Annotated in this window: 22 protein-coding genes; 14 read left to right on the top strand and 8 right to left on the bottom strand. The window is 61.0% G+C overall.

Features of this window, described 5'->3' with window-relative positions; all coding sequences use genetic code 11:
* Positions 1 to 81 precede the first annotated feature (81 nt).
* Genes JJB99_RS07975 through JJB99_RS07960 form a run of 4 tightly spaced genes read right to left on the bottom strand, consistent with a single transcriptional unit; the run spans position 82 to position 3,356 of the window.
* A complete protein-coding gene (locus tag JJB99_RS07975) occupies positions 82 to 960 on the bottom strand; it encodes an AAA domain-containing protein (protein ID WP_200498251.1) in 879 nt (292 codons plus the stop codon).
* Positions 842 to 1,762 carry an AAA domain-containing protein gene (locus tag JJB99_RS07970; protein ID WP_246775293.1) on the bottom strand — a complete coding sequence of 307 codons (921 nt, stop codon included), beginning with the start codon at positions 1,760 to 1,762 and terminating at the stop codon, positions 842 to 844. The genes JJB99_RS07975 and JJB99_RS07970 overlap by 119 nt, the downstream gene beginning before the upstream one ends.
* 20 nt (positions 1,763 to 1,782) lie before the next feature.
* Positions 1,783 to 2,688: a hypothetical protein gene (locus JJB99_RS07965; protein WP_200498250.1), complete on the bottom strand. Its 906-nt coding sequence runs from the start codon at positions 2,686 to 2,688 to the stop codon at positions 1,783 to 1,785.
* 17 nt (positions 2,689 to 2,705) lie between these two features.
* Positions 2,706 to 3,356 (bottom strand): hypothetical protein, encoded by a 651-nt coding sequence (locus tag JJB99_RS07960; protein WP_200498249.1) that lies wholly within the window; start codon positions 3,354 to 3,356, stop codon positions 2,706 to 2,708.
* 178 nt (positions 3,357 to 3,534) lie between these two features.
* On the opposite strand from JJB99_RS07960, the gene JJB99_RS35990 reads away from it, so the two are divergent.
* A complete protein-coding gene (locus tag JJB99_RS35990) occupies positions 3,535 to 4,002 on the top strand; it encodes a hypothetical protein (protein ID WP_210347642.1) in 468 nt (155 codons plus the stop codon).
* A 3-nt stretch (positions 4,003 to 4,005) separates the two neighbouring features.
* Positions 4,006 to 4,443: a hypothetical protein gene (locus JJB99_RS07955; RefSeq protein ID WP_200498248.1), complete on the top strand. Its 438-nt coding sequence runs from the start codon at positions 4,006 to 4,008 to the stop codon at positions 4,441 to 4,443.
* A 19-nt stretch (positions 4,444 to 4,462) separates the two neighbouring features.
* Here the strand turns inward: JJB99_RS07955 and JJB99_RS07950 are convergent, their stop codons facing one another.
* Genes JJB99_RS07950 through JJB99_RS07940 form a run of 3 tightly spaced genes read right to left on the bottom strand, consistent with a single transcriptional unit; the run spans position 4,463 to position 8,437 of the window.
* On the bottom strand, positions 4,463 to 5,434 hold the full coding sequence (locus tag JJB99_RS07950; protein ID WP_246775166.1) for an NAD(P)/FAD-dependent oxidoreductase: 972 nt from the start codon (positions 5,432 to 5,434) through the stop codon (positions 4,463 to 4,465).
* A 2-nt stretch (positions 5,435 to 5,436) separates the two neighbouring features.
* Positions 5,437 to 7,410 (bottom strand): LodA/GoxA family CTQ-dependent oxidase, encoded by a 1,974-nt coding sequence (locus JJB99_RS07945; RefSeq protein ID WP_433995752.1) that lies wholly within the window; start codon positions 7,408 to 7,410, stop codon positions 5,437 to 5,439.
* 28 nt (positions 7,411 to 7,438) lie between these two features.
* Positions 7,439 to 8,437, bottom strand: coding sequence for a hypothetical protein (locus tag JJB99_RS07940; protein WP_200498245.1), 999 nt, complete (start codon positions 8,435 to 8,437; stop codon positions 7,439 to 7,441).
* Between the two features lie 387 nt (positions 8,438 to 8,824).
* Between JJB99_RS07940 and JJB99_RS07935 the strand changes: the two genes are divergently transcribed.
* From JJB99_RS07935 to JJB99_RS36890, 4 genes are all read left to right on the top strand, one after another.
* Positions 8,825 to 10,063, top strand: coding sequence for a hypothetical protein (locus tag JJB99_RS07935; RefSeq protein ID WP_200498244.1), 1,239 nt, complete (start codon positions 8,825 to 8,827; stop codon positions 10,061 to 10,063).
* A 32-nt stretch (positions 10,064 to 10,095) separates the two neighbouring features.
* The gene (locus JJB99_RS07930; protein WP_200498243.1) at positions 10,096 to 10,740 is read left to right on the top strand and encodes a hypothetical protein; all 645 of its coding nucleotides are present in this window, start codon (positions 10,096 to 10,098) and stop codon (positions 10,738 to 10,740) included.
* Between the two features lie 48 nt (positions 10,741 to 10,788).
* Positions 10,789 to 12,357 (top strand): tyrosinase family protein, encoded by a 1,569-nt coding sequence (locus JJB99_RS07925; RefSeq protein WP_200498242.1) that lies wholly within the window; start codon positions 10,789 to 10,791, stop codon positions 12,355 to 12,357.
* 217 nt (positions 12,358 to 12,574) lie between these two features.
* Positions 12,575 to 13,189 carry a DUF2182 domain-containing protein gene (locus JJB99_RS36890; protein WP_200498241.1) on the top strand — a complete coding sequence of 205 codons (615 nt, stop codon included), beginning with the start codon at positions 12,575 to 12,577 and terminating at the stop codon, positions 13,187 to 13,189.
* Positions 13,190 to 13,570: 381 nt separating this feature from the next.
* Here JJB99_RS36890 and JJB99_RS07915 read toward each other — a convergent pair whose 3' ends face one another.
* Complete coding sequence (locus tag JJB99_RS07915; RefSeq protein WP_246775164.1) at positions 13,571 to 15,496, bottom strand: alpha amylase C-terminal domain-containing protein; 1,926 nt, start codon at positions 15,494 to 15,496, stop codon at positions 13,571 to 13,573.
* 104 nt (positions 15,497 to 15,600) lie between these two features.
* Here JJB99_RS07915 and JJB99_RS07910 point away from each other — a divergent pair, with 104 nt between their 5' ends.
* From JJB99_RS07910 to tnpC, 8 genes are all read left to right on the top strand, one after another.
* Entirely contained in the window at positions 15,601 to 16,641 is a 1,041-nt protein-coding gene (locus JJB99_RS07910) for a gluconate 2-dehydrogenase subunit 3 family protein (RefSeq protein ID WP_200498239.1), read from the top strand.
* A gap of 2 nt (positions 16,642 to 16,643) precedes the next feature.
* Positions 16,644 to 18,455 (top strand): GMC oxidoreductase, encoded by a 1,812-nt coding sequence (locus JJB99_RS07905; protein WP_200498238.1) that lies wholly within the window; start codon positions 16,644 to 16,646, stop codon positions 18,453 to 18,455.
* 64 nt (positions 18,456 to 18,519) lie between these two features.
* The gene (locus tag JJB99_RS07900) at positions 18,520 to 19,614 is read left to right on the top strand and encodes a cupin domain-containing protein (RefSeq protein ID WP_246775163.1); all 1,095 of its coding nucleotides are present in this window, start codon (positions 18,520 to 18,522) and stop codon (positions 19,612 to 19,614) included.
* A 23-nt stretch (positions 19,615 to 19,637) separates the two neighbouring features.
* Positions 19,638 to 20,957, top strand: a complete 1,320-nt coding sequence (locus tag JJB99_RS07895) for a cupin domain-containing protein (RefSeq protein ID WP_200498236.1) — start codon at positions 19,638 to 19,640, stop codon at positions 20,955 to 20,957.
* Positions 20,958 to 20,989: 32 nt separating this feature from the next.
* Positions 20,990 to 21,505 (top strand): hypothetical protein, encoded by a 516-nt coding sequence (locus tag JJB99_RS07890; RefSeq protein ID WP_200498235.1) that lies wholly within the window; start codon positions 20,990 to 20,992, stop codon positions 21,503 to 21,505.
* A 258-nt stretch (positions 21,506 to 21,763) separates the two neighbouring features.
* Positions 21,764 to 22,165 (top strand): IS66-like element accessory protein TnpA, encoded by a 402-nt coding sequence (gene tnpA / locus JJB99_RS07885; protein ID WP_074448291.1) that lies wholly within the window; start codon positions 21,764 to 21,766, stop codon positions 22,163 to 22,165.
* 23 nt (positions 22,166 to 22,188) lie between these two features.
* Positions 22,189 to 22,509: an IS66 family insertion sequence element accessory protein TnpB gene (gene tnpB / locus JJB99_RS07880; RefSeq protein ID WP_425304745.1), complete on the top strand. Its 321-nt coding sequence runs from the start codon at positions 22,189 to 22,191 to the stop codon at positions 22,507 to 22,509.
* Positions 22,510 to 22,554: 45 nt separating this feature from the next.
* Complete coding sequence (gene tnpC / locus JJB99_RS07875; RefSeq protein WP_200498234.1) at positions 22,555 to 24,216, top strand: IS66 family transposase; 1,662 nt, start codon at positions 22,555 to 22,557, stop codon at positions 24,214 to 24,216.
* Positions 24,217 to 24,493: the final 277 nt, after the last annotated feature.

Raw genomic sequence — 24,493 nt, 5'->3', positions numbered from 1 at the left:
ATAAGATTTCCAGATTTTGGGTATCGCCTTTTGCAAGGCTGGGCTCTTGTATAGGGGTCGCCCAGCGCGATGACGCAGGGCTCATCTAAAGGAGACTGCGATGTTCAAGGCGACGCTCAACCCCCTTTCTCTCGAAATCAAGCTGCCCGACAGCGCTTTCGGCACCTGCCTCGGCATGGTCGTCGTGTTCGGCCTTGTGGCGGTTATCCGGCCGACCGGGCTCTTCTTCTTCCATCGTGACCGAGCGCCGACTATGACCAGACCGTCCATTGCCCGGCTGACAGCGACGTTAATACGATTGGGGGTGCTCAAGAAACCCTCTTGAACCGTCTTGCGATCGTCCTCCCAGGCGCCATCGACGTTATTGCGAACGAGCGAGACGATGGTGATCGGGTTTTCCTTTCCCTGATAACTGTCCACCGTGCCTACCCTGATCTGGTGCCCCACAAGGTGCCCCAAGGCGGAGCGCATCAACAACCTGCGGATCAGATCCCTCTGTGCCGCGTACATACAAATCACGCCGATACCGGCGTCGTGCTTTTTCTGCGTCGTGAGCCATTCAAGAAACGCGGCGTGGCCGATCCACTTCTCCAAAAGTGCGACAATGGCATTGGCTTCCGCTTGATTCACGCGGCTGTATCCCTCGGACTGAACCCGTTCGTAACCGCGCTCTCCCAATTTGTCCGTGTCTAGCCAAAGCAACGGACGGTCCAGATTCGGCGGAAGGCACGACGGATCGATCTCGGGGTCCAACCTCCCAGGCTCGAGTTTCAGATCGTGGTAAAACACTTCGGACACCAGACGCCCTATCGGCGGCAGCATGCGGTACTGCCGCTTCAGGCTAGTACCGGCAAATCTTCCATACTCGGTCGTGAATACCCGCTCTAAGTCGCTCCGCTTTACTTCCCGCTTTGTCGATTCCGGCGCTGTTCGCCACGCGTTTGACGATTTCAACCTCATGGTGCGGCTCAAGCTGCGCATGATCGCCGACCAATACCGCCCACCTGGCCGCTTGTAGCGGAACGAGCAGTTCGCTCGAAGTGCAGCGCGCGGCCTCATCCACGATGACCAGATCGAACGGTGTGCTCGTCAAGCCAAGCGACGTACGACCGAGCCCGACGCATGTTCCGACAACGATATGTCTCGTTCCGGCGAGAAACGGCTCGAAGCTGCGCCCCGAGCGCGACACGCTGCCCATGAAGTCCGATCCCAACGCGGCGGCGCCAAATAAGCGGGCGATGTCGCCGCCGCTGACCGCCAACCTGGTCGAGAAGGCGTCGATCACCTTCTCCCTGACCTCATGCATATAGGTCTCCCAGGTCTCGTCTTCGTAAGGGTCAAGGTCCTCCACTTCGAACTTGTCCAAGTGCGTACCTAAGGTACGCACCAATCCCTCATAGCGAGGGCTCCTAACGTCCTGCTTCCTGACCAGTTCAGCCAGGCGATCCACGATCGGACGGATCTCGAGCTCAATATTGATGACGGCCTTCACCATAGCTCGCGGGATGGCGAGTTCTTCCGCCACTATCGACAGCCGCGGCTCGAATGTCGCGCGAAACCTATCCTTCATCGCCTGTTCGATTTGGGCCGTGTGAAACGGTTTCAGCGCATCCGAGACGACGTCCTCCTTCATCGCGACACGAAGGATACTCGCCTCCAGTTCCGAATTGCGGAACAGCTTCAGGACTGCTTCGGCCGCGGTGTTCACCGCTTCGTGCGACTGGCTCGAAAGAAGGACGTTGCGGGCAAGCTTCTTCGTGATCGCGTAATGCGTTAGTCCGGCTATGAAGCGCGTTTTCCCGTCCCCGGAGGTCCCTGCAGGAGCCCGACGGGTCGAAACCGCACGATCTTCCCGAACGCCTCTACTTGCTCGTCGTTCAGCTCGTACGGAACCAGGTCTTGCTTCGCGACTTTGATTCCAAGATCATTCGGCTTAGCGTATGATTCCGGATCGAAAACGGAGAGCAGGTCGGAGGATCTGCCGTTCCCCGCCAAGATACGATCCACAGCATCCGATCGCCGCCGTAGGCTCTGCACTTCGAAATGACTGACGAAACGCAATCGGTCGCCGGCTCCGACGAGCGATGATCGGGAAAGTCTCCTTCCATCGCCGCTCACGATCACGGCAAGATCCGGACGCGATCTCGCAAGATCCAGTTCGCCGATACGCCGCCACGCAGCCCGATGATCCTGCCTCTCGACCCCGAGCCGATCGCTCAGAGCATAATCGAAAACACCGCTTTCGAGCTCAAAAGGCACTCTGTGACGACCGATCGTCCGGTCGTAGGCGCTGTCGCGCTGCGCGACGCCTTCGGTCGTGAATTCCTTCTCGGCCTGGATCAGTGTCCGCCACAGCCGTCGGATATCGATCTTCGGGAGCTCGGCATCCGGCGCGGACGCGATCTCCTCTGCCAGTTGATCCTCGGCAACCTCTTCCTTACTCGCCTCCGGCGCGTCTTCGATCTGATCGATCTTTTCGGCATCGGAATTGGCGTCCGCGCCGGAAAACCGTTCATGTACCGGCTGAGATACCAGCAGATCGCCCAGACCGGAAAACTCGTTTACGTCCGACCGTTGAATACTGATCTCGCCGCGGAATCGATGAAATTCATACTTGGCGATCAGACTGATGCGCCGCTGATCGATTGAGCGACGGCGGCCGGAAACCGGTCTTGCATCAGCGTCCAAGCGGACTTCCAACTCCTCTACACTACCGCGCACGAACAACGACCTAGTCCCGCGCGCGGCATCTTGGAAATACCGCAGCCGGCCGCCTCGGCCTTGCCCTCCGCCCTTTGTCGAATTGTCGTCTCGACGTTGTCCATCGCCTCCATTACGGGCTGCAGCGTAGCGAGCTTCGGAACCTTCTCCCGGACCTCGAAGATCGCGAGAGCAAGCGGCTTCGCGTCTTCCGGATCCATGCCGCTTTTGGCGAAGAGCTCCTCAGCGATCTTCAGCAATGCGAAACGATCCCGCTCGAACCTGTTGCCCGAAGCCGGTGCATAAGCCGTCGTCGAAATCTCTCCGTCAATCCCCGCCGCGAAGTCGATCGGATCGATCAACGTCGGTCGACCGTCCGCGGCGACCACGATATTGTCAGGCTTGAGGTCGCCATGAGCGTAGTCGCTCTCGTGCAAACGCTCGACGGTAGCGAACAGCGTACGTAGAAAGCCCAGCGCCTCGTTCGGAGTTTCGCCGAAACCGGAGCCGTCTGGGATGAGAGCGGCGAGCGTCGATCCTTCGATATATCCCTGGACCAGGACGATCGCATCCCCGAGCCAATGCGCGGCGTGGACCGGAGCAAGTCCTTCCGGCCGTTCGGCTTTCAGCGATGTCGCCGTCTCCAGAAACGCCAAGATGCGCGGGGGCCTCGCGGCGGAGGTCTCCCCATGTTCCCGGCTTCCACATCTTCACCAGCGCGGGTATCCCCTGATATTCGCTGCGCCACACTTCCATGCGATCGCTCTCGAGGACGTCACCTGAGGCTGGATAGATCGCCGCCAATGCACACTGGGATCGGATCTCCGAACGGAAATGCTCGAGGCCGCGGAGAGCTTCTTCCGGCGTAGGCCTCGCCGCGGTCGCTATGTTGAAAGCCTCCAGCGCGACGGTTGCATCCGCAAATCGCACGGACGCATCGAGCTCGAGAGCGTGCGCAAACCAGTGATGAAGGGATACCAACTTCTTCTGAGGATCGACCGCGGGATCCCACTCCGGCGGCTCCCCGGCCGGCACGCTTCCGAAGAGAAGTTGATGCATCGCGATCGCGCAAAGAAAGATATCCCTGCGCATCGGCCCGCTGTCGCCTCCCAAGAGGTCTTCCGGCACGCGGACGCTGGCGAGGAATTGATAGCGACTTTCGCCAAGCGATTGCAATTGCGGAAACCGGGCGGCAAACAGGTGCGACAGCCGGATCGTCGTCGGAGCCTCCAGCCAGATGCTGTGCTGCCCGAGATCAAGATGCGCCGACTCGTTTCGGTGAAGGCCAGAAACGGCCGATAGGAGTTGGCGACACAGTTCGATGCGCTGGTTCAGTTCGAACCTTTCGGTCGCGCAGAATTCCTTGAGGCGCTTGAGGCGGCGCCGCCGATCGCAGATTTCCCAGTATTGGACGCCGCGCTCGCCGTCGTCCAGGCGAGGAGCCAGGAGCACGCGATCGATCTCGTCGCCCCGGTCCCTGAGCCAATGATAGACGGCGCGCTCCCTACCCGCGATTTCGAGCCTGCCCTCGGCCGAACGGAAGCGCACGAAGTAATCAACATGTCGAAGCATCCCCCAGGCCTCGTGTCGTCGTATCATCCGCGCGGATCATCGCAAGCCATGATTGAACTTCTCCTACTAATTGCGAATATCTCCACACGGTGGCCCGCGTCGCGCAAAAAGATCTTATCAACGGGAAGGAAGCGCGCAGCGCTTCGATTGCTATTGATAGCGCCAAGATAAGTTTGCGGACCCTAGACGACTACAGGGCTCTCATATCGCAATACACGGCCGCACGGCCCACCTCGGAGTATGAAAAGGTGTTCGATATGATATCCGAATAATTTGCTGCACTTGCGTCACTCACGCCACCCGCCGAGACAATCGCGCCGGCGGCGACCAACGCCGAGGAAAGAGCGTTCGCCAATCCCTGCGACGTTATGGGATCGAAGGCCGCGGCCGCGTCGCCGACAGCGATCCATCCGGCGCCCGCGGCATGCGACAACGTCACCGAGGAAGCATTGACTAGCGCTCCGGAATTTCCGCTCCGCCGGGCCTGACGATGAACCGCCCAACTTTCAGATCTCCCGTCGGGACCGGCAACGGCATACTTCCAACCGGTCTCAACTACGTCGACGTCGAGCCACACCGGCTCCTGAGATGGTTCGCGACCCGCCTCGGTTCCGCATCGCTCCGCAACAAGGCGCTCGAACAGTCTTCGGGTCGCGCCTAAGCGGCGCGCCAGCGCGGACGACCGGCCGGTGGCATCGACGACGTTTTCGGTGGCGAGCGTCACATCGCTTTCTTCTCCCGCGATCTCGAGCACGAAGCCTGTCCGCGTCCGCCTCACCGCCGTCACTCTTCCGGCGATCATCCGCGCCCCGGCCGAGACGCAAAGCTCGCGCAGGCGGCGGTCAAACAGCCGCCGATCCACGATAAACCCCTCTCCCCCGGGACGTCTGAGGAAGTCATCGTAATCGATCGATCGGGACACCCAGCGACGACGGATTCCCGCGCAAGGACGGGATACCTCCGGATCCCGAACGATTTCCGTCAGCTCGAGGGCGACGAGTATGCCCATCGACGAAGGCGCGAGCATTTCGAGTCGGTTGGTCCCCATCGGCGGAGAGATGACAGCGACCGTCATTCCGGCACGAGCCAGAAGGCGCGCGACCGTAAGTCCGGCCGGACCAGCACCTGCGATGGCCACCGCTGTTTCGCAAGCCACCTGCATCCCTACACTTCACCCTGCCGGAAACCGCGGCGACCGGGATTGCGCGCGGGAGCCCCGCCTGCTTGTCGCTCGAACGCGAGACCCGCCTTAATGCTTGCTGGATCGCTGAGCTCCTCAACGCTTTTGACGAGAACCCTCTTGAGGTCGTCACCAGACGCCTTGTTGGTACGCCCTTGCTCCACCCTCGTGTCCGGCGGCAAGTGCGACGGCGGATTCCGCACGGGAAGGACCATGCCGAGGTCCGCCCAGTTGTCCAACATATGGCCGAGACGTTCGTAATAGTCCGCACCTCGAACGTCGCGGAGCCAATCGACCCGCAACATGTAGTGCTTGTGAAGCTGGACGAGCGACTTCGCAGGATCCAGTGCGGCTGCACGCTCGTAGTTGGCTTGGGCCAACACCTGATCAGGCACCCGCGCGCCCCAGAACGTGGGCATGGATAGGAATGTCCAAGGAAAGTAGTCGGCCGCAGAGTTGCAGGACGTGCCGTCCGTCTGCCACGGCACCCCCATGAACCGCGTCAAAGCCCCTGCAGCGACTCCATCGAACGGCCCCTTAGCTCCGGTGCAGACGGCCGGCGTCAACGTCGGGCCGAAATCCTGCTTGGCTGGATCGCTGCCGGGCAAGACGTTGAGACGGTAGGCCCTCTTCCAGATACGAGGGATCCGCATGGTCCAAGTCAACTCGATACCGGGATGGAAGGGTCCCCCGAGGCAGTCGCTGAGTGACGCGCGCTCGAGATGACCGATCTGCTCAGCCGCCGATAGCTGATCGAAGGCAGGCGCCGGCGGCGGCGATCCGGGCCAATCGTCCGCGCATTTGCCTGCCGCCCAATTGGACAGGTGATGGTATTGGGTGGGGGTCACGGATAGAAGCGCATGCGAATCCGCCGGCTGGCCCGGTGGATTCCAAAGCGTATCGACGGCATCGCCGTAGATCTGCGGGATTTTGGCTTCCAGGTCGCCGCTCTGGGTCGGGTTGCGGAAAAGATCGAACAGAGCATTTCGCCAAGGCGCATTCGCGGCCTTCGCATTGCGCAGCTTTTCGACGACCTGCGGATCCCGCGCATCGATCGGCGAACCGTAGCCGTGAACGACGAACAGACCGTGATCGACCCATTGCAATCCGGTCAGCCGGTCGAAGATCGGCCAAACGTCGTTCGTGAAGGACGTATCGAGCGGTCGCGCGATCCAGCCCTGGTCCTGAAAGGTCTCGCGGACGGCGTCATCCATGGTCACAAGGCCAAGGAGGCCCGGCGCGAAATTCGGCGGCGTTACCGCGACGTATCCGGCTTCGGCTTCGACCGGATCGGCACCCGCAAACTTGACTATCGCGCGGACAGGACCATCGGCGATGTCGTCGTGCCACCCGACGTTGTTTGCGAACGTGATGGGAGCGATGCCCTTATGGAAGGGCGCAGACTTTCCCTTGCCGCCCAGAAACAGCAAGCGACCCTTGTCGTCGGTGCGCAGTTCTCCGAGTTCGACTTTCTTGTGCCAAAATTGGCCGTCGTTGAACACCACGGGATCGGCATTGCGTCCTTTGATGCTGCGGGGGCTAGGTACGATATCGAGCTTGGCGCGGTCGTCAGAGCCGACAAGGTCATGATTTCGCTGGCGCGCCGGTTGGCTCAGATCGTTCGGGAGGTCCATCGCCTGGTTGAATTCGTACCACCCGGCCTTAAGGTTCGCGATCGAGACACGCCACTCGATCTCGGCATCGTCCGCGGTTATCTCTACGACCGATCCGTCCTTCAGATGGGCGTAAAGCCGGAAGCGAGCCGCTTGGCGCTTGATACTGCCGTCGGCGGCACGGAAGTGCTCGACGTAGCGAGCGCTCGAACCATCGGGCAGCGTGGCCGTTCCGTGGATGACCTCAGGTCCGATGACGAAGTCGTCGGCACCCGAGGCATTGCCCACACGGGCGATGCCCAGTGGTGGATAGATCTTGATGGAATCGATCGACTTCAAGTCCATTGCATCCCCCTCCCGGCCTCTGGGAAACTTAAGCTTTTCGCGGCGTGTGTGGTTCGGCGTCCGGTATGCCGTTTACGAAGTGACGCTTGGCGGCGGACGAGGGATAAGTGGCTCGGCGAGACTCCGCGATAGAACCCAGAGGCTTGTTCGCAGCCGGCACCCGCCAGGGTGCGAAAGTGAGATTGTCGCCGTAGGAAGCCTGCCCCTCCGCGCGAACGTCCTGCTGCGGAAACTCGATGCGCGCGACCGGCACAAACGGAGCATCGGCTTCGTTCCATCGCACGGTCGCTCTGTCGACCGGAAGACCCGCGCCGGAGTTCGGCTTCTGGATCTCGAACGCGAAAGCCGCGGGCTCAGCCAAAAGCCGAACGGCAAGGTCGCTACGCAAGCGGTTGGCGTCACCGGATGGCGCTCTGTTCGGATCTCCCTGCAAAGGTCGCAAACGGTACTTCACGGGTCCGGCATTGCCGCAGTCGTATGGAAGGACGCTCCAATAGGTGGCCGTCAGCACGCTTTCCTCGTGCTTAGCCATGTCCGCCAGGATCTGCTTGGTCTCGGGATGGTCCTTGAACCAGTCGTCGATCTTGCCTCTCAAGGCCAGGTCGGTGAAGACGCACATGTCGAAGCCGGTATCGACGAAGAAAACGTCGTGATTCTGCAGCAGAAGATCTGCGGTGGGTGCTTCCGGGTCGACGGATGCAAGCGTTGGGGGCGTTGTGCCGAAGAGCTTCATTCCGACGCCGATCGTGCCGTTCTCCGCATCGTCGGCATCCGGAGCGACGTCGCTCGAGAAGCGAACCCACATATCGTAGGCATCGCGAGCGAAAATGCCGGCACAGAACTCCGCCGGGCGCGACGAATCGAGCACCATTCGAGCGGACGCGATCCCGTGCATCTTCCGAAAGACCGCTCGATTTGCCGGCCTCCCTCCTTTCGAAATATCGCTCGCCTGCGCGACATCGACGAACAAGTGGCGAGTGTGCTCCACGAAATCGGTTTTGCAAGGATCGGATGCGTCTGCGCTCATCGGCTTGACCCTTTACAGCGATACAGGACCGCGAGTTAGGGCGCGGACCGAAGCAATGGACATGGTCGATCGAGACCTACGCATCTTTGTTACGATCTCAAAACCGACGCTTCAATGCAATCGAGCGGCGCGCCGCAAAACGTCGAAGATAGTCACATTCTATGAGTTCATAATCGGCAGCTATTGCCAACCACGAACACCCGCAATGAAAGCAAGCACGTGCGATCGGGCACAGCGAAGCGCTATCGCCCGCACGCGCAAATCAGAGCCAACGATGCATTCCGAGGAGTCGAAACGTCTAGTTTTCAACGTGCAAGAAAATATCTACACAATTACTAGGATGTGTATTAACGTGATGTCGCATGGGTTTGCAAGGGGGAGTTCGCGATGGTCAGAAAGCGAGGAATGCAGCGGGAAACCACATCGCTCAAAACCAAGCATCCATACGCTACTGCGCCGATGAGCACGCCGCCGGCCGTGGCGTTCGCAGGACCTGGGCCCGCGGGGATCGCCATTCAGGCGATCGAGGTCTGCCAGACCATCCAAAGCATCGACAACACCGTAACACTCGTCGCCAACAAAGCGACACTGGTGAGGGTGTACCTGGATCAATCCCGCGTCGCTGCTGCGACAAAAGTACGCGGCGAAATGACGTTCAAGACCAGCGCACAGGGACCGGCCACCTACGTTCCGGCGATGAACGAGCTCGTCCTGGACCCGGCGGACGGATCAGTAATCGACGACAAGCGGGATGCGATAGCGAAGAGCCTGAACTTCCGCCTGCCGGACGCCGCGACGGCCGCAGGCACGCTGATCATCGAGGTCAATCGGGTCATGCAAACGGGAGGCGATGATCTGCCACTAAGCGGCCCCCGCTCCGCCACCGTAACCTTCGTAGCGGCAGCGCCCTTGCGGATTCGATGCATCGGTTTGCGATATCGCGACGCCCAAGGAAAAACCTTCTCACCGAACGCGGTTCACTTCACGTATCTGAGATCTTTTCTCGAGCGTGCCTATCCGGTCCCTTCCGTCATCTGGTCCCAGATCGTCGTCGACGCCAGCTTCGCCGCACCGTTCAACGACGACACGGTCGTAGAAGCGAATATGCAGATCGCGGCAATACGCAGCTCCGAGGTCAACAGCGGTGTCGATCCGCGCACCCACTACGTCGCGCTCGTAGACGATGGCAACGGCAAGAACTTCATGCGCGGCCGCGCGATGGGAATTCCGACTACGCCGCAGCCCGATACGGTCGCCTCGGCGCCGTGCGGAGTTCCGAACGGCTTCGGCGGCGACGACGATCCTTCATACGCCGATTGGTATGGCGCCCACGAATTGGGACACACCTTCGGTCGCTACCATCCTGGGTTCCCGCCGGGCCAGCAAGATGCATCCGATCCCGCCTTTCCCTTTCAGAATGGGCAACTATCGAATGCGGACCGCAGGTTCGTCGGTTACGATCTCGGGGACGCCAATCTGGGCCTGCCTCTGCAGTCGATGGCCGGGATCAGCCATCATGACGTCATGACCTATGCGAACAATCAGTGGCTTTGCCAGCATACGTTCGAAGGAATACGCGTCAGGCTGATAGCAGAGGACGAGCAATTCGCACCCGCCGTGGCTTAATCGCTTCGAGCGGACGCAGAAAGGACATCGCAATGGCCGAGAACGAGAGCGGTAAGTTCGCGCACGTCATCGCCAATATCGATACCGAGACCGGTAAGGGCCAGATCCGCTACATCCTCCCCACCGAGCGGCGTACCAGCTCCGTCGAACAAGCTGGCCCCGACAAAGCCGATCTCAAGGTTAGATTGGTGTTCAAGGATTCTACCGGCAAAGAGATCGGTCGGGTGCAGCCCGAGTTACGCTTCGAGGCTTGCCACGAAGGCGAAAAGCCCCATCGGGCAATCATTCAGCAGGACGTCTCGGTGACCGATGCGTTGTCGCAGATCGAGCTGGAATACCAAGGCAAGACGATCGATACGTTTCGAGCCGGATCGTCCACGCCCGTCGACCAGCAGTTTCGCGAAACCGCGAATTTCGGGTTTCCCTTGCCTGGCGACCACACCAAACTGTCCGTAGGAACACCGACCATCGAGGCGCGTAGCGGCGTCAGCTACATGGTGCAGGCAAAGGCGGACAACGCTGCCCACTGGCAGACACTTTCTGTCGGACAGTCGACCCCGGATTTCGTCGTCGACAAAAACCAATTTCCCGGAGCATCTACGCTGGAAGTCCGCGTTACGCAGAATGCCGGATTTCAGAGCCGGACCGTAGATCAGCGAACGATCAAGCTCGAGTGACCACATATTAGATTTCGAACTTCGACCAGGAGATGGGGAGGAGACAGCATGGCCATGCGGCGCAACGTCTGGGAGCTCGGAAACGATTGGGCTCCTCCGATCCTCTGGTACGCGCGCGCTGTCGCGGCGCTGAGGCCGAAAGGCTTGACCGACCGGACGAGTTGGCGATTCTGGGCCGGGATGCACGGCTACCATCAAGGTCTATGGGAATTCTACAAGTACAAGGCCACCACCGAGGAAGTGCCGGCCGGTGCCGACTTCGACCGCTACTGGCTCCAATGCCAACATGGAAGTTGGTACTTCCTTCCGTGGCACCGAGGTTACCTCATCGGCTTCGAGAAGCTCATTAGGTCCACCGTCAAGAGCCTTGGCGGCCCGGACGACTGGACCTTGCCTTACTGGAATTACTTCAAGCCCGGGCAGAGCGCGCTTCCTCCCGCTTTCGGCAGCAAGAATTGGCCGGACGGGGGGACCAACCCACTTTTCGTCGAGGAGCGCTGGGGTCCCGATCCTCGACACCCCGGAAGGGTCGTCATTCCGCTTCAGGCCGTCAATCTGGACGCACTGACGATTTCCGAATTCACCGGCGTAGCGAGCGGTGGCGACCCAGGTTTCGGCGGGGTCGACACGGGATTCGAGCACAACGGCGGCGTACATGGGGACATCGAGGGTCAGCCCCACGATCAGGTCCACGGGTTCGTCGGCGGCGAGAAGATGTTCCCGGGCAATCCCCGACCTCTCCCAGGACTGATGTCCGCACCGCAGACGGCCGGGCTCGACCCGATCTTCTGGCTGCACCACGCCAATATCGATCGTCTGTGGGAAGTCTGGAAACGTCGGGATCCGAGAAATCAGGATCCGAAGTCGCCGAGTTGGCAGGACGGTCCGGCCAGTTTGGGGCAGCACAGCTTCGTCGTACCGCTGCCGGACGGCACGCCATGGGAGTTCACGCCCGGAAAGATGTCCGACTTCGCGAACTTGGAGTATACTTACGACGATTATACGCCGGCGGGCGCCGAGACAGGCGCTGGCATGGCCGCTGGTGCGTCCAGCGGAAGCGGGCCCGGAGCTGCCGGCCCCGCTGTTACGGGAGGTAGCGCAATGGCACAAGCCGGAGGAGGCGCCCAGGGTTCGGTCGTGGAGCTCGTAGGCGCCACCAGGCAACCCCTTTCCATCGCCGGAAATGGAGCGCAAGCATCCATCGACCTCGACGCGACGATGAGCGCCAAGGTGGCCGGGAAGATCGCCGCGGGTCCCGCTCCCGGCGCAAGAGCAGAAAAGGTGCTGCTCAATTTGGAGAATGTTCGTGGATATTCGGACGCGACAGTTCTACAAATCTACGTTCAGTTCCCGGGAAAGAGCGGGACACCCGCGGTCGAGCAACCTGTGGGAAGCATCGGATTGTTCGGCGTCACGAAGGCCACGGAGCCGGAAGACGGGCATGTCGGCAACGGTCTGTCTTACGTGTTGAACATCACGAAGGCTTTTGCCGACGCCGCCAACACGGTCAACACAGATCTGAGCCAGATCGGCGTCCGCTTGGAGCCCGTCGCCCCCGTCCAGCCTTCGGCCGACGTGAAGGTCGGCCGCATAAGCATCGTGCGACAAGGCGGATGATGGTGCTTCCGTGACCCCTGCAGCCCATGAGCGGAGGCGATCGCGCATTCCGCTTGTCGCGATATCGCTGCTTGCTTGGTCTGCGGTCATCGCCGACGATCGACAGGGTGTCATTCTCCAGTTTTGCAGGCCGACATCCTGGCCTACGCTCTCTCTCGACCGACTGTCTTTTGCCGTAGCAGCCTATCTCCCCCTTCTCACAGGGGGCTGGCTGCTCATGGTCGCGGCGATGATGACGCCGATGCTCGGTGGCCCGGTAAGTCATGTGCGGGCGAGAAGCTTGCCGCACCGCCGCTTCAGGGCGACGGCTTTTTTTATTACCGGATACTGTATGGTCTGGATCGCCGCCGCGTTGCCCATCGTGACGATGGTGATAGCGATCCCTATCTTTTTCCCAGTATCTATCGTCTCCCTCGCGATTGTTTTCGCGATCGGTCTCGCGTGGCAGTGCAGTCCGGCAAAGCAACTGTGCTTGAACCACTGCCATAGCCTGCCGGCTCTCGACATCCACGGTCTCGAAGCGGATGTGTCCGCGTGGAGATTTGGATACACGCAGGGCGTTTGGTGCTGCGGCGCATGTTGGGCTCTGATGATGATTCCTCTCGCAATGGAAGACCATCACCTCGTTGCCATGACTGGAGTTTGCGCAGTTCTATCGGCTGAGCGTCTGGACAAGCCACGGCGACCTGAGTGGAGCCTGCGGTATCCTTCCGCGATCTTTCGTCTTGTTCGATACGTGTTAGCTAGGACAGCGGGGCGCACCGATTACAGTCGCCGTCCACACCTTGTGGACCGCGGCAGACGACGATCCGAGCAGGTTTCTTCTCCCTAGAGCGATCCGGAGGCGTGGTGTTTGCCGGACTCTTCGAGACGGGAGAAGGAGTAGCCGTCCCAGTGAGCTGAGCCCAATAGGGCTGACGTCGGCACAAGCGCGCTCGGGGAGCAAGTCCCGACCGACATGGCCCGGAATGCCAACTCCGACCTCAACATACCTAAGCGATCGTTTTCGACGACCTCCCGAGCTGTTTGCTCGGTTTGTGCGAACGTCTGTGACCGACGCGCCCCGATCCACTAGCGCTAGTCTTTGTTGTTATAAAATCAACCCGGTTCCACCGGGGCGTACGTTAATGCGTCGAACGAGCCGATAGATTAACGCCCGCCCTATACCCGCGGTCGCAGCCGCTCCCATTCCCGGTACCGATCCGGACATCGATCAGGTCGACGAGAAGCGGAAGATCAACAGGCCGTTCGCCGGCACAACGATCTCGGCCCAGGCCGGAAGACCATGCATCTCACCGTCGTGGGCCTCAATGGAGCCGCCGTTGCCCGCCACCTCCGGGTTGACCCACCCGTCATAGACGTCGGAATTGAAGGACTCGGTCCATCGGCCGGCGCGCGGAAAGCCAATCCTGTAGCCGTAGTGGGTGGTCTCGCTCATGGACGCGATCACGACGACGTCCTCGCCCGAACCGTGCATCCAACGGTGGAACGCCAACACCCGGGTCGGATCCCAGGCGTGGTAGACATTGATCCGGCCCCGCCGGAGCGCGACCTCGGCCCGACGCCTCGCGATCAGCTCGCGCATGAAGCGCAGGTAGTCCGACATGACACGGTCGACCGCGAGCCCGTCCCACCAGATGAAAAGGTTGGCCTGCTCCGTCGAGTCGCTCCAGTATTTGTCCTCCAGAAATTCCTGCCCCATGAAGAGCATCGGCACGCCCGGGCCCGTCATGAGTAATCCCGCCGCCACACGGGCACGGCTGCGCGCATACCAGGAGCGGGAATTGCTTGGGTCGGCCGCGGCGGCGATCCGTGGCTTCTTGTCGGCTTCCGAGTGCGAGGCGAGAAGGACATCGTGGTTCTCGAGCATGGCGACCGCGCGCCAGGGAGCGTCGAAGCCGGGCGCGGAAGCGAGCGCGGCAGCCACCCCCGACCACGTGAAGCTCCCGTCACGCCCTGAGGTAGCCTGAGCAAGCGCGCCCCGCACGGTGTCGCGCAGCCGATCGTCCCATACGAGATCGAACCCTGCCCCGCCGTCCCCGACGGGCTTCACCGCGAACTCCTTGCTCGGATTCCAAAACTCGGCGATCTGGATAGCCGACGGCTTGGCGAACTTCAGCGTCTGCGTCAGCGCCTGACAGAACGACCAGCCGCCGAAGCGGTCGATCACGCTCACCTCGTCGTAGCGGAAGCCGTCGAGATGGAACTCGTCCAGGAAGAATTTGGCATTGTCGATCAGGAACTGCCTGACGCCGCCGTTCCAGTAGGCGAAAACCAAGCCGCCCGCCCAGCCCCGATCCGTGAAGTAGAGACTGTCGTTGTTGTTTCCGAAGGGAAGGCGATCGACGAAGAACAGGCTCTCGTCGCCGAACTCGCCGCCCGCATGATTGTAGACCACGTCCAGGATCACGGCGATGCCGTAGACGTGGAGGACGTCCACGAGCACACGAAGCTGGTTGGCAGCGCCCACGAGATGCTCCCGGCGGAGAGGCGCCCCTCCCCGAGCCGCCAACAATTTGTTCGCGGTCGCCAGATAGCGATCCAGATCGCGGGCCTCGACGCCGTAGGCGAACTCGGGAGAGAAGTAGTCGGTGCCGTTGTAGCCTTGGCTGAACCTCGTCGAGAATTCCACGATCGGTAGGGGCTGCACTGCCGTCACGCCGAGCTCGACGAAATATTCCACCCGGTCGAGCACGTCCAGGAAGCGGGCTCCACGGGCCGCTCTCGCATCGCCGCCGCGGTCGTCGGTCGCATAATAAACTCCGACGTGGAATTGATAGACGATCAGATCCTCGAAAGCCGGCGACCTGAACCCGGCGGAGTGCCAGGGATAGGCCAGCGGATCGCGGATGACACAATTCCAGAACGCTCCTTCGAGCTCGCGCGCATAAGGGTCCCGTTTCATTCCGGTGGAACCCGGTCCGGCAACCCAATACTTGTAGTGCTGCCCCTCCTTCGCATGCGGAAAGAAACCGGTCCAATGGCTTTGGTTCTCGACGAGCAAAGAGGCGTCGGATCTGCGCCAGTCGTTGAAATCGCCGAGTACGTGCACTTCGCTCGCGCGGGGGGCCCATAGACGAAATGCGCAACCACCGCCCACCAGATTGGAACCCATCGCCGTGCCGCGACCGATGTGCATTTGACTCGCCGACATTTCGCTCTCTCCCCAAATCAGCTTTGCACAATTTTGCCACCTAGACGAGAACCAATCGATATGTGATCCTTTTCGTCGGAGGTGGGTCCATGCTCGCGAGGGTCGTCGACAAGGAGTCCGACTGGATTCTGAACCACTGCACAAAGTACTTGGCGCGGGACAACACTGACGAACGGCACAGCTTCTTCGGACTGGACGCCGGTCTGCCGCGGGCGAAGATCAGCGAATGCTGGCGATTTCCTGTCGTCGACGCGGACGACAGTGGCGAAGCGGGCGCGTCCGAGCACAATCATGTTAGTTTCGTGTATCGCGGTCGGGACGCCGTCGTCCGACTTCTGACCCCATGTCTCGGGCTGCATGCGCCAGCGGACCTGAGGCCGGTCGGGGACAGCAATTATCTTTCTCTGACCCTCCGAGTGCCGAAAGGGCGCCGGTACCGCTACCGATTCATCGTCGACGGTCGAGCGCAACTCGACCCGATCAACCCTCAGGTCATGGACACGGCGCAGAACGAACCCTGGTCGTGTTTTTGGACGTCGTCCTACAACGAGCCCATCAACCTCGAACGTTCGGAAATGGCCCTGATCGGCCGCATGACGTCCGCGCTTCTGCCGTTTCAAGGACGCGAAACGCGCAATCTCATCGAGCGCGGGCTCAACGACGGCAACGTCGCGCATTTCTTCCGAATGGACATTCATGTCGGCGTCGCAAACTACATCGACAATATTCTGGCACGCGAGGAACGCCACCATCTTCATTCATACAAACTATGCCTACCGATGATCGACAGGGTCCTCAGGCGACGCAACCCGGGCGTCGAGCCCGCCGACTTGAGCGATCCGATATACAAGGGTCTGTTCGACGACATGAAGAACGACACGCCGGAACTCGCCCGGGACGGATGGGATCACAACGCCTACGGCAATCCGGGCTACTTTCTTTATATCCTGCGAAGGCACACGTGGACGGGTGCCTTCTCGCATCCGAAATACGGTGGCAATCCCGGAGGCCTCGGTTGGGCATTTTTGGGAGAGACCTTCCGCACTTCCGCCGATCCGTCCCTATCCGCCTTCAACTGGGCGCGCGCGATCGAACCACCCTTGGGCAATAGCGGCGAATATCGGGGCTGACGATGGCCGACTTACGCGACGAGTTCGACGTGGTGGTGATCGGCAGCGGCGCCGGAGGAGCGCCGATCGCCTATGAACTCGCAAGGGCGAAGAGGTCGGTCCTGGTGTTGGAAAAGGGTGCACTCCTGCGCACACAGGACGAAAGAGGTCCGGGCAGACTCAGCGATTTCAAGCGCGACGAGATGTTCAACGCCGGACCGGAACGGATCATCACCACCCCTGGCATGGTCAACACCGGCGCCAGTTTCTTCACCAGCCACGTCGAACCCGACCTCAACGACGAACCTCACGTCTTCACGAACGTCGACCGGCCGCAAGACGGGTCCAAGATCACGATCGAGGGCTATACTGCGCAGGTCGTGGGCGGAGGCACCCAGCTATACGGCGCGGTATCCCTGCGCTTCGCCGAGCGGGACTTCAAGCTCAAGACGGCGAACCAGGGACGGCAGTTGAAGGGCGATCCGGGCGGGGACGCATTGAAGCACGTGATCGACTGGCCCTTCGACTACGACGCGATCGAGCCCTTTTACGCGAAGGCCGAGCATCTCATCGGCATCAACGGCACGGTGGCCGGACAGATTAAGAAGTTTTCGCAGGACAACTACCAGACGCCTCTGCTGCCGAACCCGATCAGCGAATTCGCACGGCTTGGAATGCAGAGGCTTGGACTTCAGACCTACCGCACGCCCCTAGCGGTCATCACGCAGAAACACGAGCCGAGCGGCCGTACGGCGGGAGATCCGAAGGTCGGCTACGTCAACCGTTACGGCGACCCTCTCGGATATAAGTCGAATACTTGGGTTTCGCTGCTCCGACCGACGATACGCGACGGGCATGATCTCGAGCTGCGACCGAACTGCGTGGTGACCCATCTCGAGGCCAGCGGACGCAAGATTTCGAAGGTCCACTACCGCGATCCTAGCGGCAATCGGCGTACCGTCAGCGGCAAACTCGTGATCGTCGCATGCTCGGCGATCGAGTCCGTTCGTCTGCTCATGCTGTCGGCCGAGGAGGATCCGGAGAACTTCGCCTCTCTGGTCCGCTATCGGCAGGACGGATGCCTGCTCGGACGGTTCTTCCTCACGCATGCCTTCGGCGGAGCCGAGGTCCAGATCAAGGGACAGCGGTTCGACAAGTCGATCTCGCTCGATAGCGACTATGCGACCGACTCGTGCGCCTCCGAGGACTTCCTGGACGCGCACGGATTGTGGGCTGGAGGAGCCATCTACAACAACACGTCCGATCAATGCCTGCCGATCACGATGGCACGGACCGAAGGCGACACCGACCTCGATTTCTTCTGGGGCGGCTTCATCGGAGCGCAGGACCACACCTCGGAAGCCGCGCTGCAATGGCTCAACGGAGCGTTCGGATCGCGCCTGTCGGCGGCGTTCATGGCAAACCAGATACCGCGCTTCGAGAACCGGATCGAACTGCATCCGGATGTCCGAGACAAGTGGAACCGGAAATGCGGACACGTCATCAAGAATTTCCACCCGCACGACGAACAAGTGATGAACTTGTTCGCCGACGTATGCCGACAGATAATGGTCGAGGGCGTGCCGAAGTACACCGAGCTAGGTTCAGGGTCGGTCTACGGCAACGCGGTCCGGATAGCCAATCACATCATGGGCGGCGCCCGCTTCGCGCCCTCGCGCGAACTCGGCGTATTGGACCCGAACTGCCGGGTCTGGGACGCCGACAACCTCTACGTGACCGACGGCTCGTTCATGCCGACGTCCGGCGGAGCAAATCCGACGTTGACCATCCAAGCCAACGCATTCCGCGTCGCTTCGCACCTGCTGACGATCTGAGGATCGGATGGACCCGAGATTCAACGACATCGCCGCCGACCCGCGCAACTCGATCTTCGAGGTCGTGTTCTTTCCCGACCGGGTCTACCACGCGCAATATCTCAACGCGACGCGCAGCAGTCGCTACCGTTATGTCGTGCAGGAGGTCCGCGGAAAGTCCGACAGCAACCTGCTGAAGGGGTTCGTCTTCATCGATGGGCTGCAGATCTGCAACTTTCTGCGGATCGAGACACGAGGCGGCCGTCTTGCGGAAGTGGTCCGCGAGAAAGGGCGGTTCATGGGCCCCGACATCATGGCCAATGTCGGCCTGACGACAACCGACGGAAAAAGGGTGGACGCGCAGGTGCGGTTGCACTTCTGCCCATGGATCCATGCCTTTCAGATCGAGCTGTGGCAAACGCTCGATGCGCCGGCCGGCAAGCATCACGACTACCAGGTCGTTGACATGATGGGCTATCGCGGTCCCATCACCAAAGTACCGGCATTCGCGGACGCTCTCGCCAATCTCGATGCCCTGAAGCGGATAGACCTGGCCTTCCGCGAGAACGACGTGTCCTATCCCTCCCGGACCGCCATTCCGGATTCAGACGCGGCCTGGGACAACTATTACCAACGGAACGTCCAGGTCCCGAACACCCAGGAACCGAGCAGCGGGCAGAACACCGTGCGCCAAGACGGCTACGGCGTGGATTTCCAGCGCGGCTGGTTCATCAAAAAGGTTCGCGACATCGCGCCGGTCCGTTATCGCAACGGCATGATGGAAGGGGACAATCCGCAAGCGAGTGACGCCAATATCATCGAGATGCGATGGGTGCTGCAGCAGGAGTTCGGAGGCACCGTCGTCTTCTTCCACGAGGTGACTATCCCGCCGCATACGATCGAAGGAACCCACCAGCACATCGGAAGCGAGGAGCTCTACTACGTCTTCGAAGGGCGCGGCATCGCCTACATGGGCGCCGACGACGACCCGGCTCTCGCCCAGGACGCCTCCATTCCCGTCGTGGAACGCAAGATCTTCGGCCTCGACCCGAAGCCATGCAAGAAGCTCGATGTCGCTCCGGGAAGCGTGATCTACACGAAGAGCGGAGGCATCCACGGCATCGAAAATCCATACGACGAGCCGCTGCGCTTCGTCGCCTTTCTTTACCACAGCACCTAGTGCAATCCGGAGCTTGTCGGATCATGTCCATCGTCGATGCGGAAATCGCCAACGTCAGGACGTTTCCGCCGAACGCTCGGCCCAACTACGATCAGAACAATCCCATTTGGAAGCTCGTCAAGGTGCTGGAGGCCGCAGTCCTACAGGCCGATCGCGAGCACTATCTTCCGGAGACGCTCCAACATCTGTTCGGCCTCGAAAGCCTGGCTCTCCTCGGTCCATCCGGCGACGACCGTGACAAGAAGAATCCCCGCCAGCAGGACGTCAAGGAGGACTTCCAGAAGCAGAACCTCTACGACTTCATATTGACGGGCACCGAAGTCACACGCGGCTTTGCGCGAGCCGGCGATTGGGTAGGAAGCTTCCTGCGCATCGCGTACGTGCCCCGCTCCCCGCTGGTCGGAGCCGACGGCGTATTTCCGGGAGATTCCGTCCGGCTGTACCTGAAAGTGGGACAAGACGAGACCGGCTCCAATTATCTGATCGTCCCATATAGTATGGACTCCGCCCGGTACGAGATCGAGCTTTGGGCGTATCCCGGTCGAGATCTGGCGGCGCAACTCGGCCCGCGCGGCAAGGACGCCGTAGCGCGTGGCGCTCTCGTTTCAAGGCCGGATCTGGTGCACGGCGAATTCAGCGATTTCGTCGGGGTCCCGTTCGACGATGCCCGCGCGGCAGCAGCCCGGTCCGCAGGACAAGGCGTGGATATGATGGCTCGTGCGCCCAACCACACCATGCATCCGGTTCGCACGCTGCGGCTCGAACTCGCTTGGACCGACGCCGGCGCGACGAAATGGGACAACGCGAACGGCAGCAACTACGTCTACGAATTCTCGATGGCGATGCGCGGGTGGGGCAGCTATTTCGCCATCGGCGACAGCCAGAATCCCCACGGCGGCGTCGGCGGCCTGGAATACCGCAATCTCTATTCGAACTATTTCGGCCACGAGGGCCAACGGCGCCGAGAATTAGGGGCGCAGTGGACGCCGGAGCTAGGCCGTGTCTTGAGGAACTGGCAGTTCGATGCCGACCACAACAAGCCTTCCGAAAAGAGCCGAGAGGATTTCTTCGCCGTTGACTATATGGATCTCCACATCCTCAAGCGCGCCGCGATCATCGGAATGCATCGGCATCGCGACAACCAGGAGGTCTTCTTGCTCATGGAAGGCCGGGGTCTGATGGTGATGGGCGACTGGGAGAAATTTCCTTCGCGCGACCGCGCGGTCGAGCTGCGGATCATGAAGCCGGGCGATTTATCTCTGGTGAAGCCGGGCCAATTCCATGCTCTCGTCAATCTTCTCGACGAAAACCTGCTGCTATTTATGTTTGGTGGTTACGACTGAGAAGCGGCAAGCCCCCCGGACCGGCAGCATGCATGGCAAGCCTGTCGGTCGAACGCATCGGTTACGTGTCAGCAACGGGAAACGATATGAGTTCAGGCGATTTGATGACCGAGGAACGAGTGGCGACACTGATCTCGGGCGGCACCGGCGCTTGGACGGACGGCACCACCATCCAGATGAACTGGACCTTTCACTTTCTGGGCTCGCGAGCAGGCCACTACAACGCCGCTCCCGTGAAGATCGTGGTTCGTCCGTCCGATCCCTCGGCGGTAACCGGCGCAACTCTGCGCATCGTAGAACGATATCGATATTCGGGAGCGATCGCCAAACAAGCGGATTTCCGGCTACGCCAAAACGGAACGAGCTTCGAGACCGAGTTCGAATGGGATTCGACAGTGAACAATCCGGATCAGGAAATATCGGTTCAATTGGAAACCACGTCGCCCGACGGGCCGATCATGCTGCTCGCGGATCCCATTGCCCGGCGACGTGACTTCCTGATCTCGTTTTCGAACGTCAGCCCTTCCGCGGCAACGCGATCGTCCTGATCGAGTTCAGGTTCCTCGAGCCACAGCGTATAGCGAACGTCTTCATTCATGTCGGCATCCCTCATCAGTCGTAGATCACTGCGCCAACACGCCTGAACAAGCCGCATGCGAGCAACCGATCCAACTCGATCGCCCCTGTCAGGTATCACATCGGTCTTGCGCGCAAATCGGGTACGCCTCCGACAAGAACCGTCTTGCGTGACGGGTGGTAATTCGCGAAGCGTGTGACCTTAAGTCTAGCTTTAAGGTCATCAGGCGATGCGGGTCGAGGTTTTGGGCGGGCTCGAGCGGCGGCGGCGTTGGTCGCAGGACGACAAGGCACGGATTGTCGAGGAGACGCTGGCACCGGGCGCGAAGGTAACTGAGGTTGCGCGGCGCAACGGAGTAGCGGCCAGCCTGGTGTTTACCTGGCGTCGACAAGCACGGACATCGGAACAAGTTGCGCCATCTTTTACGCCGGTGCAGATCGCCGCCGTAGCGGCCTCGGCTGAAGAAACTCCGAAGCTTTTGCCTACGGTTGATGGCCGAGTTCGTTCGGCGGCAGCCGCGCGTACTGGATTGATAGAGATCGATCTCGGCAACCGACGGTGCATCCGGGTGGATGCGCACGTCGATCCGGAGGCGTTGGCGCGGGTCCTCGATGTGCTTGGACGCCGATGATTTCTGTACCAGGGAATGTGCGAGTGTGGCTGGCTACAGGCTACACGGATATGCGCAGAGGCTTTCCATCGCTGGCCCTCCAAGTGCAGGAGGTGCTGCACAAAGAACCGCTTAGCGGTCATTTGTTTGTCTTCCGCGGTCGCCGCAGCGATCTTGTGAAGGTGATCTGGCACGATGGTCAGGGAGCCTGCTTGTTCACAAAAAAACTCGAGAGAGGAAAGTTTATCTGGCCATCGGTTGCCGGTGAAGCGGTAACGATCTCGCTGGCGCAGTTGAGCTACCTGCTGTCCGGGATCGATTGGCGCAATCCGCAAGAAACCCAGCGTCCGACGCGGGTCGGATAATCGTTTTGGGTTTGAATCTGATGCTCGATCTGATTCAATGGCTTCATGACATCGAAGCCGGACGATCTTCCGTCGGATCTCGCAAGCGCCTACCTTGCGCTGCTGGCCGAGCGCGAGGCGTTGCAGGCTGAACGCGATGTAGCAGTCGCGGATGCCGCCAACGCGCGGGCGGAGCTGTCGGACAGCGAGGTGCTGATCGCTCATCTTGAGCTACGGATCGAGAAGCTCAAACGCGAACTGCACGGGCAGCGCTCCGAGCGCACGGCGCGGCTACTCGAGCAGTTGGAATTGGAGCTCGAAGAACTCGCCACCACGGCGACCGAGAATGAGCTGGCTGCGCAGGCTGCCGCGGCAAAAACCCAGAGCGTGAGCGCCTTCACGCGCAAGCGGCCGGTGCGCAAGCCGTGGCCGGACGACATCGAACGTGAGCGCGTCGTCATCGAGGCTCCAACGACCTGCGCCTGCTGCGGTGGATCGCGGCTGGCGAAGGTCGGCGAGGATGTGACCAAGACGCTGGAGGAGATTCCGCGTCGCTTTAAGGTCATCGAGACGGTACGCGAGAAGTTCACCTGCCGCGATTGCGAGAAGATCAGCCAGCCGCCGGCACCGTTCCATGCGACGCCGCGCGGCTTCATCGGCCCACAATTGCTGGCGACGATTCTGTTCGACAAGTTCGGCATGCATATCCCGCTCAACCGCCAGAGCGTGCGCTTCAAGGCCGAGAGGATCGATCTGCCGCTGTCGACGCTGGCCGACCAGGTCGGCCACGGAACCTTCGCCGTCATGCCGCTGTTCCAGCTGATCGAGCGTCATGTGCTCGCAGCCGAGCGCCTTCATGGCGACGACACCACCATCCGCATCCTGGCGAAGGGCAAATGCACGACCGGCCGGATCTGGACGTATGTGCGGGATGACCGGCCGTTCGCCGGGCCTGCGCCGCCGGCGGCGGTCTATTATGCCTCGGGCAACCGACGGGGCGAAAATCCTCAGAGGCATCTGGCCGCCTTCGCCGGCATTCTGCAGGCGGATTGCTATGGCGGCTTCGAGCCGTTGTTCGACCCAAAAAGGAAAGCAATGCCGATCACGCCGGCATTTTGCCTGGCCCATGCGCGGCGGGGATTCTTCGAGCTGGCTGACATCGAGAAAGCCGCCCGGGAAGGCAAGGGCAAACCGGTCTCCCCGATCGCGCTGGAGGCGGTAAGACGTCTGGATGCGTTGTTCGAGATCGAGCGCGCCATCAACGGCCGCAGTGCCGACGAGCGGCGTGCCGTGCGCCAGGAGCGGAGCAAGCCGCTGCTCGACGACATGCACGACTGGCTGCTCCGCGAGCGAGAAAGCCTCTCGCGCTCCGCCGAGGTCCTGAAGCCCATGAACTACATGCTTAAGCGCTGGGACGACTTCGTCCGCTTCCTCGACGATGGCAGGATTTGCTTGACCAACAATTGCGCTGAGCGTCCATTGAGAGGCATTGCATTGGGAAGGCGCAACTGGACCTTCGCTGGCAGCCAGCGTGGCGCCGATCGTGCAGCTATCATGCTGACGATGATCACGACCTGTCGCCTCAACGACGTCGATCCCAAGGCTTGGCTCGCCGACGTCCTCGCCCGGATCGCTGATCTTCCCACCTCGCGTCTGCGCGAACTGCTGCCCTGGGAACGGAACCTCCTGCACCAAGCCGGCAAGTCCGCCGATCAGCAAGCCGCCTGACCTTCACGCAACGCCATCGTAGAACTCGCCGTGCTCGCGCGCACGCGTCAATCAGGCGGCCTTCGTCGTATGCGTACCAAATCGGCGGTATCGAGATCGATGCACGGTGGCCTTCGCGCGGGCATCCGCAGCGACGCGGAGCCCCTTCGACCGATGCAGACGATAGGAGCAACCAGGCATTTTGGCGCCGCGGATGTCGCTTCAGATCCATGGACCAGCGGGTTTGATCTATGCCAGGCTTAATATCGCAGTCGACAAATTCGCGAAATGGATTCTT

Origin of the sequence: Bradyrhizobium diazoefficiens (genome assembly GCF_016616235.1) — a bacterium.
GTDB lineage: Bacteria > Pseudomonadota > Alphaproteobacteria > Rhizobiales > Xanthobacteraceae > Bradyrhizobium > Bradyrhizobium diazoefficiens_H.
Note: the sequence above shows the minus strand (reverse complement) of the source record. Positions and strands in the feature narration are given on the sequence as shown.

Excerpts from the sequence above, each read along its gene's own strand:
- JJB99_RS07975 (WP_200498251.1), bottom strand. The coding sequence starts at position 960 with ATGAGGTTGAAATCGTCAAACGCGTGGCGAACAGCGCCGGAATCGACA.
- JJB99_RS35990 (WP_210347642.1), top strand. The coding sequence starts at position 3,535 with ATGCTCGAGGCCGCGGAGAGCTTCTTCCGGCGTAGGCCTCGCCGCGGT.
- JJB99_RS07950 (WP_246775166.1), bottom strand. The coding sequence starts at position 5,434 with ATGCAGGTGGCTTGCGAAACAGCGGTGGCCATCGCAGGTGCTGGTCCG.
- JJB99_RS07945 (WP_433995752.1), bottom strand. The coding sequence starts at position 7,410 with ATGGACTTGAAGTCGATCGATTCCATCAAGATCTATCCACCACTGGGC.
- JJB99_RS07940 (WP_200498245.1), bottom strand. The coding sequence starts at position 8,437 with ATGAGCGCAGACGCATCCGATCCTTGCAAAACCGATTTCGTGGAGCAC.
- JJB99_RS07935 (WP_200498244.1), top strand. The coding sequence starts at position 8,825 with ATGGTCAGAAAGCGAGGAATGCAGCGGGAAACCACATCGCTCAAAACC.
- JJB99_RS07930 (WP_200498243.1), top strand. The coding sequence starts at position 10,096 with ATGGCCGAGAACGAGAGCGGTAAGTTCGCGCACGTCATCGCCAATATC.
- JJB99_RS07925 (WP_200498242.1), top strand. The coding sequence starts at position 10,789 with ATGGCCATGCGGCGCAACGTCTGGGAGCTCGGAAACGATTGGGCTCCT.
- JJB99_RS36890 (WP_200498241.1), top strand. The coding sequence starts at position 12,575 with ATGGTCGCGGCGATGATGACGCCGATGCTCGGTGGCCCGGTAAGTCAT.
- JJB99_RS07915 (WP_246775164.1), bottom strand. The coding sequence starts at position 15,496 with ATGCACATCGGTCGCGGCACGGCGATGGGTTCCAATCTGGTGGGCGGT.
- JJB99_RS07910 (WP_200498239.1), top strand. The coding sequence starts at position 15,601 with ATGCTCGCGAGGGTCGTCGACAAGGAGTCCGACTGGATTCTGAACCAC.
- JJB99_RS07905 (WP_200498238.1), top strand. The coding sequence starts at position 16,644 with ATGGCCGACTTACGCGACGAGTTCGACGTGGTGGTGATCGGCAGCGGC.
- JJB99_RS07895 (WP_200498236.1), top strand. The coding sequence starts at position 19,638 with ATGTCCATCGTCGATGCGGAAATCGCCAACGTCAGGACGTTTCCGCCG.
- JJB99_RS07890 (WP_200498235.1), top strand. The coding sequence starts at position 20,990 with ATGGCAAGCCTGTCGGTCGAACGCATCGGTTACGTGTCAGCAACGGGA.
- tnpA (WP_074448291.1), top strand. The coding sequence starts at position 21,764 with ATGCGGGTCGAGGTTTTGGGCGGGCTCGAGCGGCGGCGGCGTTGGTCG.
- tnpC (WP_200498234.1), top strand. The coding sequence starts at position 22,555 with ATGACATCGAAGCCGGACGATCTTCCGTCGGATCTCGCAAGCGCCTAC.